Origin of the sequence: Gordonia sputi NBRC 100414, from assembly GCF_000248055.1 — a bacterium.
In the GTDB taxonomy this organism is placed as follows: Bacteria; Actinomycetota; Actinomycetes; order Mycobacteriales; family Mycobacteriaceae; genus Gordonia; species Gordonia sputi.
The window spans coordinates 1-11,706 of sequence record NZ_BAFC01000023.1; the positions used below are offsets into that span (position 1 = coordinate 1).

At 64.0% G+C, this 11,706-nt stretch carries 12 protein-coding genes and 4 pseudogenes; 10 read left to right on the plus strand and 6 right to left on the minus strand.

The features are described from left to right. The first annotated feature begins 69 nt into the window (after nt 1-69). Nucleotides 70-1,029, plus strand: coding sequence for an AraC-like ligand-binding domain-containing protein (locus GOSPT_RS03810; protein ID WP_005203122.1), 960 nt, complete (start codon nt 70-72; stop codon nt 1,027-1,029). A 47-nt stretch (nt 1,030-1,076) separates the two neighbouring features. Here GOSPT_RS03810 and GOSPT_RS23010 read toward each other — a convergent pair. Beyond that, nucleotides 1,077-2,175, minus strand: a pseudogene (locus GOSPT_RS23010) (IS3 family transposase); the annotation flags it as partial. After that, nucleotides 2,175-2,696: pseudogene (locus GOSPT_RS03830) on the minus strand (P-type ATPase actuator domain-containing protein); the annotation flags it as partial. The pseudogenes GOSPT_RS23010 and GOSPT_RS03830, both read right to left, overlap by 1 nt. Nucleotides 2,697-2,792: 96 nt before the next feature. Here GOSPT_RS03830 and GOSPT_RS03835 point away from each other — a divergent pair. Next, nucleotides 2,793-3,155 carry an ArsR/SmtB family transcription factor gene (locus GOSPT_RS03835; RefSeq protein ID WP_005203142.1) on the plus strand — a complete coding sequence of 121 codons (363 nt, stop codon included), beginning with the start codon at nt 2,793-2,795 and terminating at the stop codon, nt 3,153-3,155. Between the two features lie 407 nt (nt 3,156-3,562). Beyond that, on the plus strand, nt 3,563-3,823 hold the full coding sequence (locus GOSPT_RS03840; protein WP_005203144.1) for a helix-turn-helix domain-containing protein: 261 nt from the start codon (nt 3,563-3,565) through the stop codon (nt 3,821-3,823). A gap of 445 nt (nt 3,824-4,268) precedes the next feature. Here the strand turns inward: GOSPT_RS03840 and GOSPT_RS03850 are convergent, their stop codons facing one another. Genes GOSPT_RS03850 through GOSPT_RS03860 form a run of 3 tightly spaced genes read right to left on the minus strand, consistent with a single transcriptional unit; the run spans nt 4,269 to nt 5,230 of the window. Next, the gene (locus GOSPT_RS03850) at nt 4,269-4,538 is read right to left on the minus strand and encodes a DUF4235 domain-containing protein (protein WP_005203148.1); all 270 of its coding nucleotides are present in this window, start codon (nt 4,536-4,538) and stop codon (nt 4,269-4,271) included. Between the two features lie 9 nt (nt 4,539-4,547). Then, complete coding sequence (locus GOSPT_RS03855) at nt 4,548-4,838, minus strand: DUF3618 domain-containing protein (RefSeq protein ID WP_005203152.1); 291 nt, start codon at nt 4,836-4,838, stop codon at nt 4,548-4,550. Beyond that, on the minus strand, nt 4,835-5,230 hold the full coding sequence (locus GOSPT_RS03860; RefSeq protein ID WP_005203154.1) for a phage holin family protein: 396 nt from the start codon (nt 5,228-5,230) through the stop codon (nt 4,835-4,837). The genes GOSPT_RS03855 and GOSPT_RS03860 overlap by 4 nt, the downstream gene beginning before the upstream one ends. A gap of 167 nt (nt 5,231-5,397) precedes the next feature. Here GOSPT_RS03860 and GOSPT_RS03865 point away from each other — a divergent pair, with 167 nt between their 5' ends. Further along, the gene (locus GOSPT_RS03865; RefSeq protein ID WP_245548688.1) at nt 5,398-6,165 is read left to right on the plus strand and encodes an AMP-binding protein; all 768 of its coding nucleotides are present in this window, start codon (nt 5,398-5,400) and stop codon (nt 6,163-6,165) included. 381 nt (nt 6,166-6,546) lie between these two features. Here the strand turns inward: GOSPT_RS03865 and GOSPT_RS24220 are convergent, their stop codons facing one another. Then, nucleotides 6,547-6,741 carry a hypothetical protein gene (locus GOSPT_RS24220; RefSeq protein ID WP_245548687.1) on the minus strand — a complete coding sequence of 65 codons (195 nt, stop codon included), beginning with the start codon at nt 6,739-6,741 and terminating at the stop codon, nt 6,547-6,549. A 781-nt stretch (nt 6,742-7,522) separates the two neighbouring features. On the opposite strand from GOSPT_RS24220, the gene GOSPT_RS03875 reads away from it, so the two are divergent. From GOSPT_RS03875 to GOSPT_RS24030, 6 genes and pseudogenes are all read left to right on the plus strand, one after another. Beyond that, a complete protein-coding gene (locus GOSPT_RS03875; protein WP_005203158.1) occupies nt 7,523-8,680 on the plus strand; it encodes a glutathione-independent formaldehyde dehydrogenase in 1,158 nt (385 codons plus the stop codon). A gap of 10 nt (nt 8,681-8,690) precedes the next feature. Beyond that, entirely contained in the window at nt 8,691-9,260 is a 570-nt protein-coding gene (locus GOSPT_RS03880; RefSeq protein WP_005203159.1) for a type 1 glutamine amidotransferase domain-containing protein, read from the plus strand. Continuing rightward, a pseudogene (locus GOSPT_RS03885) lies at nt 9,257-9,496 on the plus strand (putative quinol monooxygenase); the annotation flags it as partial. The gene GOSPT_RS03880 and the pseudogene GOSPT_RS03885, both read left to right, overlap by 4 nt. 79 nt (nt 9,497-9,575) lie before the next feature. Further along, complete coding sequence (locus tag GOSPT_RS03890; protein ID WP_005203160.1) at nt 9,576-9,989, plus strand: GlcG/HbpS family heme-binding protein; 414 nt, start codon at nt 9,576-9,578, stop codon at nt 9,987-9,989. A gap of 43 nt (nt 9,990-10,032) precedes the next feature. Beyond that, the gene (locus GOSPT_RS03895) at nt 10,033-10,344 is read left to right on the plus strand and encodes a putative quinol monooxygenase (RefSeq protein ID WP_005203161.1); all 312 of its coding nucleotides are present in this window, start codon (nt 10,033-10,035) and stop codon (nt 10,342-10,344) included. Nucleotides 10,345-11,107: 763 nt separating this feature from the next. After that, nucleotides 11,108-11,706 (plus strand): annotated as a pseudogene (locus tag GOSPT_RS24030) (DDE-type integrase/transposase/recombinase); the annotation flags it as partial.

The window sequence follows — 11,706 nt, forward strand, 5'->3', positions numbered from 1 at the left end:
CCAAGCCCGGCATCGCGATAACGGCTACTCTGAAAAGAGCAATGAACGGGGCGGGCACCAGGTAGGTCGATGAACACTTTCTTCTCCTCAGACCAGGTCTCGGCGTCCGATCGCGTCGCGCTCTGGCACGATGTCATCTGCCGTAGCTATGTCCCGCTCAACATCACCCTCACGAGCGAGCAACCCTTCATCGGTACGGTCTCGACGGGCAACTTGGGCACGGTACGTATCGCGACGTCCTCGTCACTGCCCCAACAGATCACCCGCACTCGCCGCTTGATCAGGCAGGATGAGCGTGAGTACCTCATGGTTGGGGTGCAATCCGCCGGCCATGCACTCGTGCAACAGCACGACAGAACTGCACGAGTCGGTCGCGGTGGACTGGTCTTCTGGGACACCCGCCATCCCTACGACATCCTCTTCCCGACAGACTGGAGGATGAGCGTATTCCAGTTCCCGCGATACTCTTTCGGCTTCACCGAAGACTTCATCGGCAGGATGACCGCGGTGAACGTCGGGGGCGATCGCGGTATCGGCCGAGTGGTTTCATCCTTCATGACAAGCATCAACGATGCGACCGACGCAGGAGACTTGGCGGAGGTAGCTCCACTCCACAACAGTGCTGTCGATCTTCTGTCAGCGGCGATACGGACCGAGCTTGCCGATCAAGCCGCCGCCTCCGACGGCCTACTCGAGTGTGTGCTCGCGTATATCCGACAGAACCTGGCCGACCCGAACCTGTGTGCCTCACAGATCGCGGCGGAACACAACGTCTCTGTGCGGACCCTCCACCGACTGTTCTCGGCCACGGGACAGGGCGTGGCCGAACACATCCGTAACCTCCGACTCGAGCGCATCAAGACTGAGCTGGCAGACCCAACGAGCCGGCGATATACGATCAGCGCGTTGGCGAGAAAATGGGGGTTCCTCGATCCCTCAACGTTCTCACGCGCGTTCAAAGACGCCTACGGCATCACTGCCCGAGAGTGGGCGGCTTATGCATCAGCACCACCTACGGAGGTTTCGTAGAACAAGCCTGGTCTCCTGAAGCGCTCTGGGTTTGATGGAGACTCGCGCTATTTGGTTCCGACCGCCAGGCTGCGGTCGCCTTGGACAGCATAGAACGCGTTCTCGAACTCGACGGGCGGTGCGTCGCCGAGGTAGCCGTGGAGGCGCTGGGTGTTGTGCCAGTGCACCCAGCCGAGGGTCGCGAGCTCGAGGTCCTCAACGGTCTTCCATGGCCCGGACCTCGCGGGTCCGCGGACAAGTTCGGTTTTGTAGTAGCCGTTCACCGTCTCGGCCAGGGCATTGTCATAGCTATCGCCGACGGTTCCGATCGACGGCGTGGCGCCGATCTCGGCCAATCGCTCGCTGTAGCGAATCGACGTGAATTGAGACCCTGCGTTGTGACAGCGCAGATCCTCGTGGCGAGCGCCTCGGGACCAGCGGGCCATCTCGATCGCGTCGAGGACCATCTCGGTGCGCATGTGCGACGCGACCCGCCACCCCACGATCATCCGGGAGAACACGTCGACGATGAAGCACACGTAGGCGACACCGGCCCACGTCGGCACGAACGTCAGATCGGTGACCCAGAGCCGGTTCGGCGCCGTCGCGGGGAACTCCCGTTTCACCAGGTCCGGGTGCCGCGCCGACGAAGGATCTCCGGTCGTGTGGTCTTGACCCGTTTCGACCTCCGGGCGCCCTCGATTCCCGCGGCACGCATCAACCTGGCGGTCTGGTCCCGGCCGATCATGATGCCCGTACGACGGGCGGCCTTCCAGAGCTTGCGGACCCCGTAGACACGATAGTTGGCCTCCCAGAGCTCGACCAGCTGCGGGATCATTTCCTCGTCCCGCAGCATGCGTGCCGACGGGGTGCGGTTCTTGGCGGCGTAGTAGCTGCTCGGTGCCACCTGCAACAGTCTGCAGATGAGCTCGACTCCGAGCCGGCGACCGTCGACCAGGTCGTCTTTGTTCGCGTCGACGAACGCGACTACTTCCGGTAGTGGCGGTCGAGCTCCGCCCCGAAGAAAGACGCCGCCCGCTTCAGCACCTCGTTAGCCCGACGCAACTCCCGATTCTCTTGCTCGAGCTCTTTCACCCGCTGCGCCTCGGCGCTGCTCACGCCGGTAGTGACACCGCCGTCGATGTCAGCCTGCTTCACCCACATCCGATCCGTTCGCCGGGCCGAACCACCAGCAGGTCGCCGACCACGAGGTCGACCGCCTGCACCTGGTCCTCGTGACCATCGGCGTCCAGTCGGGTGGCCGTCTCCGGTGCGAGATCAAGCAGCCCGCGCACCGAGTCCTCGGTGCGGGCCGTCGCGAACGCCTCCAGCGCTCCCGACGTCGCGAAGATGACGATCAGCAGCGCGCCGTCAGTGACCTGCCCGATCGCCGCCGCCCCGATCGCCGCGACCACCATCAGCAAGTCGACATCAAGAGACTTCTCACGCAGCGCTTGCAGCCCCGCCAGTCCGGGTTCCCATCCGCCGCAGACGTAACAGGCCAGATACAGCGCCCACCACAGTCCCGTCGGTCCACCCGCCAGCTGGGCCGCCAATCCTCCCAGGAACAAGACCAAAGCGACAGCTGCCCAACGGATCTCAGGAAGCGCCCAGATCCGGGTCCGGCGCATCGCCGCAACCCCGGGCGCGGTGGCGGCGGCGTGCATCGCCAGGGCCGGTACGGACATCGCTCATCTCCACGATCGAGAACTAGAACGGCGACAATGATAACAGAACACATGAAGACGTCTTCATGTGATGTGAGGGAGGTAACCTTCTCGGTCATGGGACATGGAATCGAGGGCCGCGACCGTCCCGCCGCACGGCTGGATCCGGAGTCGGCCGAGCGCGTCGCGACCACGCTGCAGGCCCTGGCCACGCCGAGCCGGCTGCTGATCCTGACCGAACTGCGCCACGGTCCGCGCGCCGTCACCGATCTCGCCGACTCGATCGGCATGGAGCAGTCCGCGGTCTCTCACCAACTGCGGCTGCTACGCAACCTTGGTCTTGTCGTCGGTGCACGCGCCGGCCGCTCGATCACCTACAGCCTGTACGACACTCATGTCGCGCAGCTGCTCGACGAGGCCGTCTACCACTCGGAACACCTACGCCTTGGACTCGTCGACCGCCCGAAAGACGCCGGCTGACCACCACCCGGAGGCGGGCAGCACAATATGTGGATAATCACGATTATCCACATATTTGTACGTAAACCGTTGTCCTACAGGGCAATACGTCTCACCAATGCGTCACGGTGACGAAACGCGCGTATACAGATCCGGGCTCAGGCAAGGGCAATGAGGGCTCATCAGCTCGGTCGCCGGCGCGGTGCGCGTGCACTCTCAGGTCTTCATGGATTCAGGCCGAATGTCGGTCAACTCTCATGTTTTCCTGGATTACTCTCACCTTTTTCTGGATCGGACAAGGACGAGTTGTCGCATCTATTTGAACTCGTCTTCTTTCCGTGCCGATAATCTACCTTATGTCAAGTAGCACTTGACGGAAGCGTCGTGCTGCTCTTGACTTCGGGGTCGTACTGCCCCACGCTTGCAGCGTGGCAACCGCTCATCTCGTCGAGCTCGTCGATGCACACAAGCATGCGTACGGCGTCAGCGATGCCGAGCTGGCCCGGCGCATCGGGGTTTCGCGGCAGAACCTGAACCTGTGGCGCACGCACGGCGTGCGCGGGATGCCAGCTCGCGCAACGTTGGAAGGCATCGCCACAGTGACCGGTCGCTCGTATCAGAGGGTCTTAGAAGCAGCCTTACGTGATGCCGGGTACCTCGACCAGCCATGGCAGAAAGAAGACGGTTGACCGTGTCGAAGCTCCCGAAGAACTCCGATCGCGCCGCCCCCGGCCGCCCAGGCGCCCCCTTCTCGTTGTCGCGCACAGGCCGTTTACGCAGGAGGTGCGGCGACAACTGGGCGTGGCGGGAGAGTCCCATGGATGCCATCGTGCGCATGGCTTCGTCAACGGTGGCTGCGTTCACCACTCTCCAGAACCTCGCCGCCGGACTCGAATCGGCCGCCGGACTCGAATCGGTGGTCGGAACAGAGCCCCCTGCAAGACATCGAAACGAAACGCTCTCGACGAGCTTTGGTTGCGTCTGTCGTTGGTTCGACTGATCTCCCGTGTGGGTCCAGGCGTCGCAGAGCGCTGCTTTGTACGAGCAGAACTGACACCGGTTGTCACGCAACTGCGCCCCGTCGCCGTAGCCGATGCCCCCGGGCAGGCGCTGGGTGTCAGGGCGTCATCGGGATCATGCCGGATCTTCGTGTGTGACGGCTTTGTAGCCGCGCGCTCCGGCGCGATCGACCGCCGCACGCACGAGTCCGAAGATTAGCCCTTGCAACGCGGCCGCGGTCAGCACTTCGGAGTTGGTGCGCTGTAGATCGGTGGGCGAGGGGGCATCGGGCTTGTCGGAGACGCGTTTCCAGATCTGGTTGAACACTGCCCCGGCGGCGATACCGCCCAAGACGCTGGTCGCCAGCGACAGCGGTTTGTAGAAGGCTTTGGACACCGTACTCATGGGAAACTCCTATCGACGTCGGCGACGAATCGCCAGGATCACTCCGATGGCCATGGCTGCGACGACGGCGCCGCCGATCAGTGTCTGCTTGTTGTCCTTGGCTGTGGTTGCGGCGTCATGCGCTTTCTGGCTCGCTGCGGCAGTGAGGCGGGTCGGGACGTCGAGCTTGTCGGTCAGCGCATCCACTGTGCGGGCCAGCTCTGCCCGTTGCTCTTCGACCGGTGGCGACTCGTCCGGAACAACGGGTGGTGGGGTAGCTGTCGAGTCCGCGTCGCGGGGCTCCTCGGGTGTCGTGGTCACAGATGCTCCTTGATGGTCTCGACGTCGCGTTGCACGCTTGCCGCGGTGCGTTCGGGGGCGGGTGGCACCGCTGCCTTGGCCCGTAGCGCCCCGATGGCGGTAGCGACGCCACCAATGGCGACGAGTGCGGCACCGACGATGAGTGCCGACAGCCACGCCGGGACGGCGATGGCCAGGCCGATGACGGCGGCCGCTACCAGAGTGGCGAGCCCGTACAGCACCAGCAGGGTGCCGGCACCGGAGATGCCGACTCCGATTCCCAGTCGGGTCCCCTTGGTCTTTATTTCATCCAGGGCGTTACGGATCTCGGTGGTGACCAGGGTGGTGGTCTGTTGTTGCAGGCGTTCGACGAGTTGCACGGTCGACAGCTCGTCGGGGGATTGTTCAACCACGGGCCGCTCCTCAGGTCGAGGGGTTATTCGTGCTGAATACCTTACCCGGTCGCCGACGCTGTCAAACTCGCTGCGTCGCGGCCGGCCAGCTTCGCGGACGACCTTGATCGTGGCCAGGTCCGAGGCCGTCGCAATCCCTCACTTCCGAAGACCTGGACCGCATAGCCATCACCGACGGCGACACAGACCTCACGTACCGCGAACTCCGACGACGCGCGGACGCCCTCGCAGGAGCACTGGCAGCACGCGGCATCGCGCCCGGCGACGTCATCGCTGTGCAAATGCCCAACTCGCCGGAATTCGCCGTCGCCTACTACGGAGTCCTCCGCGCTGGCGCAACCGTCACCACGCTCAACACCCTCTACTCGGCCACCGAGGTCGCCAGGCAGCTCAAGGACTCGAAAGCGAAGGCGTACATCACGATGTCGTCGCTGCTGACGACAGCCGACGACGCCGCCCGACAGGCCGGAATCCCCGCCGAAGCGATCATCGTCGTCGATCGATCGGATCACCGGGCATCGCTGGCCGACCTGATCGAACACCACCTTCCGGCACCCGAGGTCACCGTCGACCCCTCCACGGCACTAGCGGCTCTGCCCTATTCATCGGGTACGACCGGCCTGGCGAAGAGCGTCATGCTCACCCACCGCAATCTCGTCGCCAACATCGCCCAAAGCAGCATCCCCATCGACGTCAACCGCGATGACCGGGTCATGGCAGTACTCCCGTTCTTCCACATCTACGGGATGAACACCATCATGAACCTGACCCTGTATCGCCGCGGAACGCTGGTGACGATGCCGAAGATGGAACTGCCCACGTTCCTCGACCTCGTCCAGAGCCTGGCGACATCGCCACCTGGGACGGTCTTACAGCCTGGTTCGTCGACTACCTCCATCGCCGTCCACAGCTACTCGACGCACAGCCGTACCTGAGACGGTGGCTATCCGCGACTGTGCCAGTCCGAGATGAGATTGCCTGAACCGCTAGGATTTGACCTGTTTACGCAGTGGGCGCGCTCCGGGCAGCGCCGTTCTTCCTGCGCTGGTCGTGCCGGTACTCTCGCGAGAGATTCTTACCGGGAGCGAGCAACGCGACGGTCATGCTGGTCACGTACCGCCCAGCTTCGTCATTACAGATCCATTGATCGTTCGGCCTTGTCCCCGCAGCCGCGGCGAGAGTCCCGGCAATGGCGGAAGCAGCCAGTACAGCCGGTCGTGTACTTCGCAGGTTTGGTCAACGAGATGTAACTGGCCGTCGAACTCGCCCAGCCGCAGGCCACCCCCCTCTCAGGTTTTGTGCAGCCGGGTCTATGTTCACTTGGTGGCGGGGTCTTGATGATCTGTCGGTAGCGCCTCCACTGCGGCGTCGTCGACGAACACCAACGTCCCGTCGTCCACGGCGATACCCCATCGCCGGGCAGTGACAATGCGTTGTTCATCGGCACGGACGTTGACTTCGCCAGCACCGGGTAGGAGATCGGCGAAGTCGTCAAAGATTGTGCCCCTCACTGTTGCACCGGATTCCAACCGAACAGCCACCCGCCCTGAGACCGCCAGTTCCGTGTTTGCAGGAGCGGGCGCCGATTCCACGCCAGTCGACTCCGAACCATCCGTCCATGCCATTCTCAGACCTCCTGTAAAATTCTTTGTGGAGGCAGCATATTCCTTCGGGGTTGAGTCCTGCCCAGAATGGGAACGCCGCGGCAGGAATCCCCTGCAGCGAAAATTGAGCCGTGTTCTCCGAACCAACGGTTACGTCCGTGCCGTTCTCGGGTGATACTGACGACCATGAACGCGTTCGACTGGCGCCGCGACAGCTGGGAAGCGATGCTGACTTTCGCCCACCAGTGGGCGCCCTACGGCGGTGGCGCCGCCGCCGAGATCTGGCTGCTTCGGCGTCTCCGAACGCGTGTTCTTTCTCCGACTGGCTCACCTCTTGACCACACCGCACGCAGGCGATATCGACGAACTGACCCGCAGCCGCCTCGGTCACCTGTGCACCGCGCGACTCACCCCGCCCGGCACTGGTGACTCACACCACCCACTTAATAGTTCCCCGATACGGCCCCGAGAGGCCTGTGGGCCGAACACGATGGGTGTCCGGCCCACAGGGCTACTCGGTGGCGCCCGGCGCCTAGCGGTAGCGATCACGGTGCCGACGGTCATGGCAACAGCGAATGCGGAGAACGCTGCGGCCCGTAGATAGCGATTCTTCACTTGACGCGGCATCGTTCCAGTGTGAGTGTGGGGAAGTCAGAGGTTTGCCAAGCACAACCATTGGAGACTCGCCATGAAGGCTGTCGTCTATCAGGGGCCCAGAGATGTCGCGGTCACGGATGTTCCGGACGCGAAGATCGAACGTCCCACCGATGTGCTGGTCAAGGTGACAACGACCAATATCTGCGGCTCGGACCTGCACATGTATGAGGGCCGGACCTCCTTCGAGCAGGGCCGCACGTTCGGCCACGAGAACATGGGGGAGGTGGTGGAGGTCGGTCAGGGCGTGGAGAAGGTCAAGGTGGGCGACCGGGTCGTGCTGCCCTTCAACATCTCGTGCGGGTTCTGCAAGAACTGCGAGCGCGGTCTCACGAATTACTGCCTGACCACGCAGCCTGACCCGTCTGCCGCCGGTGCGGCATACGGATTTGCGGACATGGGCCCGTACGGCGGAGGCCAAGCGGAGCTGCTCCGGGTCCCCTTCGGCGACCACAACGCGCTGCGCCTGGGTGAGGATGCGCAGGAGAAGGAGAACGACTACGTCATGCTCTCCGACATCTTCCCCACCGGTTACCACGCCACCGAGATGGCTGGCGTGATCCCGGGCGACAGCGTCGTGATCGCCGGGGCCGGACCGGTGGGGCTGATGGCTGCCCTGTCCGCGACGATCAAGGGGGCCGCGAAGGTCATGGTGGTCGATCGCCACCCCGACCGGCTCGCGCTGGCCGAGCAGATCGGAGCAATCGCCATCGACGACTCCAAGACCGACCCGGTGCAGGCTGTGCTGGACGAGACGATGGGGCTCGGAGCCGACCGTGGCTGCGAGTGCGTGGGCTATCAGGCCCATGATCCTCAGGGCAACGAAGACACGGCGGCCACCTTGAACATGCTCATCAACGCGGTGCGCTTCACCGGCGGGATCGGCACCGTCGGCGTGTTCGTCCCCCAGGATCCAGGTGCCGAGGACGACTTGGCCAAGCAGGGCAAGGCGGCCATCGACTTCGGCACCCACTGGTTCAAGGGGCAGACCATGGGCAACGGTCAAGCCCCGGTCAAGAAGTACAACCGCCGTCTCCGGGACCTGATCGCGGCCGACAAGGCGAAGCCGTCCTGGATCGTCTCCCACGAGATCTCGCTGGAAGAGGCCGCCGACGCCTACAGGAACTTCGACGCCAGGTCCGAGGGCTGGACCAAGGTCGTCATCAAGCCAGGTATGTCCAGCGGAAAGTAGGCGAACTGACATGGCAGCAGATCTGCAGGGCAGGAGAGTCGCGATCCTCGCCGCGGACGGGGTCGAACGCGTCGAGCTCGAGCAACCCCGCGAGGCACTGGACCGGGCCGGCGCCCGGACAGAGGTCCTCTCGGTCGGCGAGGGCGAGATCCAGGCCCGCGATAACGATCTGGATCCGGCGGGGACGTTCAGCGTCGACGGGCTGGTGGCCGAGGCCTCGGTGGCCGATTACGACGCCTTGGTGCTTCCGGGCGGGACGGTGAACCCCGACAAGCTCCGGGTCGAACAAGACGCGGTCGCCTTCGTCCGCGACTTCGTCGAGAGCGGTAAGCCAGTGGCGGCGATCTGTCACGGGCCTTGGACGTTGATCGAGGCCGGTGTGGTCACTGGTCGCACCCTGACGTCCTTCCCGAGCATCCGCACGGACCTGCGCAACGCCGGCGCCGACGTCGTCGACCAGGACGTGGTGGTCGACAAGAATCTCATCACCAGCCGCTCGCCCGACGATCTGTCGGCGTTCTGCGACGCGCTCGTGTCCCAAATCGAGGGCACTTCGGTACAGGAAGAGGTGTCGTCATGAGTGTGACAAAGGGACTGCTGGTCAGGTTCGACGCGTTGCCCGGGAAGGAGGACGAGGTGAGAGACTTCCTCGACAGCGGCCGTGGGCTTGTCGAGGGATAGCAGGCCACCACCGCGTGGTTCGCGATCCGCCTCGGGCCGACCTCGTTCGGTATCTTCGACGTCTTTCCGGACGACGCCGGACGTGATGCCCACCTGTCCGGAACCGTGGCGGAAGCGCTCGGCGAAAACACCGGCATGACGTCGAACTTAAGCGAGACAGCCCTAGCCCATCGGTCGACGCGATTGGCATTTCGCGCACAACCAGGAGGTACTCATGACCATCAGGCTCGAATCCGTATCGCTCGAGGACGCTCAGCGCGTGATCGCCGCCGCTCAGGCTAAGGCGGAAGAGATCGGGTCGCCGAGCAACATTGCGGTGGTCGACGCGGGTGCTAACTTAGTTTCCCACATTCGCATGGACAACGCGTGGGTGGGCAGCGTCGACATCTCGATCAACAAGGCCTTTACGGCGCGCGCCTTCGACATCGCCACCAAGGACCTGGCCGAAAATGCTCAGCCCGGCGAGCAGTTTTACGGCATCCAGGGCTCGAACCATGGCAGGGTCATGGTCTTCGCTGGCGGCATCCCGCTGCGCCGCGACGGCCTGGTCGTCGGCGCGGTAGGAGTGAGCGGGGGTAGCGGCGAGCAGGATCAGACGGTCGCCGAGGCAGCTGTAGCCGCGTTCTAATCCATCCCAGAGAACGCAAAACCGAGCAAAGGATAGATCCAAGATGGCAACAACAAAGGTCAGCAAAGCGCTTCTGGTGCGCCTCGAAGCACTGCCCGGCAGGGAGGACGAAGTCCGCGACTTCTTGAACCAGGGGCTGTCAATCGTAGAGGGTGAGCCCAAGACCGTCCGGTGGTTCGCGATACAATTCGGACCCTCGTCGTTCGGGATCTTTGACGCATTTCCCGACGACGACGGGCGCCAGGCGCACCTGTCGGGTGAGGTCGCGAAAGCGCTCGGTGAGAAAACGGGTGAGCTCTTCGAGGAGCCCGTGATCGAGCAGCTCGATGTCGTCGGGGAGAAGCAGCCCGCATAGAGCAAGCGGCCGCCCGCGGCGGCCACAGGACTTGGCGCTCGCCATGCGTGCGCAGACGCCAGGCTAGAATCCTACCGCCTCGCTGTAGCAGCACCATGACCCTGAGTTCCCGTATTCGTCTTCGGGGCTGCGGCTTCGGTGACTCTTGCCCCGGGTCGTCACCCGTCTAAATGCAGGTAGCACCTGCCATGAGTTGTGAACACAGTGGTCCTGGCTGGCTTGGGCGTTTGCAGGGTCGTCCTCGTCCGCCGCATTCTCCGGTCGTCGGGGAACCTCTGGCGGGCGGTCGCTGGGACGGTAGCTCGCGGTCACGATCAACCGTCGACAGGATGAGGTCGCGCCGCGGCGCCGGTGGCCCGAACCGGTCGCGCAGCTGAGCGACACAGTCGAGGTCGAGCTCCGTGCCCGCGCCCGGAGGCAAGGGCACGGAGCTGGCCGCCCGGCTGCGCCACTCCGGGGCCTCCGGACCGGTCAACGCGACCTCCCGGATCAAGGGCGAGACCCCGCCCTGTCGGGGATGTCGGACAGGCACTCGCCGCGCAGGGTGGAGAGTTGTTCAGCGCAGACCCGAGCATCCAGAACATCGACGGGCTCGCATACAAGCTGCCCGGTGAGAACGGCTAAAGGAGTACCGCTGAAGGCCCAGACCAGAGTTGGGAACATTATGACCTGGATGTAGGGAAGCGGTTTCCGGTAGCGGACGTGTACGCAGACTGTCGAGGAACTTAAATCCTCCGGGAGGCGCCCGCGGCGGCGTAGCTAGAGGATCCGGTTACTCGAGCAGGAGAACGAAGTCTTGCGTCGTGCCGCGGCGTATCTGTCGCAGGCCAATCTGCCGGGAAAAGGCTCTACCCGCTCGTGAATGAGCTCGCCGCTGACGGAATCCCCGTCGCGGTGACGTGCCGGGTACTCAAGCTCGCCCGCCAGCCGTATTACCGCTGGCTGGCCACCCCTGTGACCGACGCCGACCTCGTCGAGGCCTACCGCGTTAACGCCCTGTTCAACGCCCACAAAGATGACCCGGAATTCGGGTACCGCTACCTGGTCGAGGAGGCCCGCGACGCCGGCGAACCGATGGCCGAGCGGACTGCCTGGCGGATCTGCTCGCAGAATCGATTGTGGAGCGTGTTCGGTAAGAAGCGCGGCAAGAACGGCAAAGTGGGGCCGCCGGTTCACGACGATCTCGTCGACCGCGACTTTACCGCCGAGAAGCCAAACCAAGTGTGGCTCAGCGATATTACCGAGCACCGCACCAGCGAGGGCAAACTCTACCTGTGCGCAATCAAAGACCTGTTCTCCAACCGGATCGTGGGTTACTCGATCGACTCCCGGATGAAGTCCCGATTGGCCACGCAGGCGCTG

Excerpts from the sequence above, each read along its gene's own strand:
- GOSPT_RS03850 (WP_005203148.1), bottom strand. The coding sequence starts at position 4,538 with ATGAGTACGGTGTCCAAAGCCTTCTACAAACCGCTGTCGCTGGCGACC.
- GOSPT_RS03875 (WP_005203158.1), top strand. The coding sequence starts at position 7,523 with ATGAAGGCTGTCGTCTATCAGGGGCCCAGAGATGTCGCGGTCACGGAT.
- GOSPT_RS03890 (WP_005203160.1), top strand. The coding sequence starts at position 9,576 with ATGACCATCAGGCTCGAATCCGTATCGCTCGAGGACGCTCAGCGCGTG.
- GOSPT_RS03880 (WP_005203159.1), top strand. The coding sequence starts at position 8,691 with ATGGCAGCAGATCTGCAGGGCAGGAGAGTCGCGATCCTCGCCGCGGAC.
- GOSPT_RS03835 (WP_005203142.1), top strand. The coding sequence starts at position 2,793 with ATGGGACATGGAATCGAGGGCCGCGACCGTCCCGCCGCACGGCTGGAT.
- GOSPT_RS03810 (WP_005203122.1), top strand. The coding sequence starts at position 70 with ATGAACACTTTCTTCTCCTCAGACCAGGTCTCGGCGTCCGATCGCGTC.
- GOSPT_RS03895 (WP_005203161.1), top strand. The coding sequence starts at position 10,033 with ATGGCAACAACAAAGGTCAGCAAAGCGCTTCTGGTGCGCCTCGAAGCA.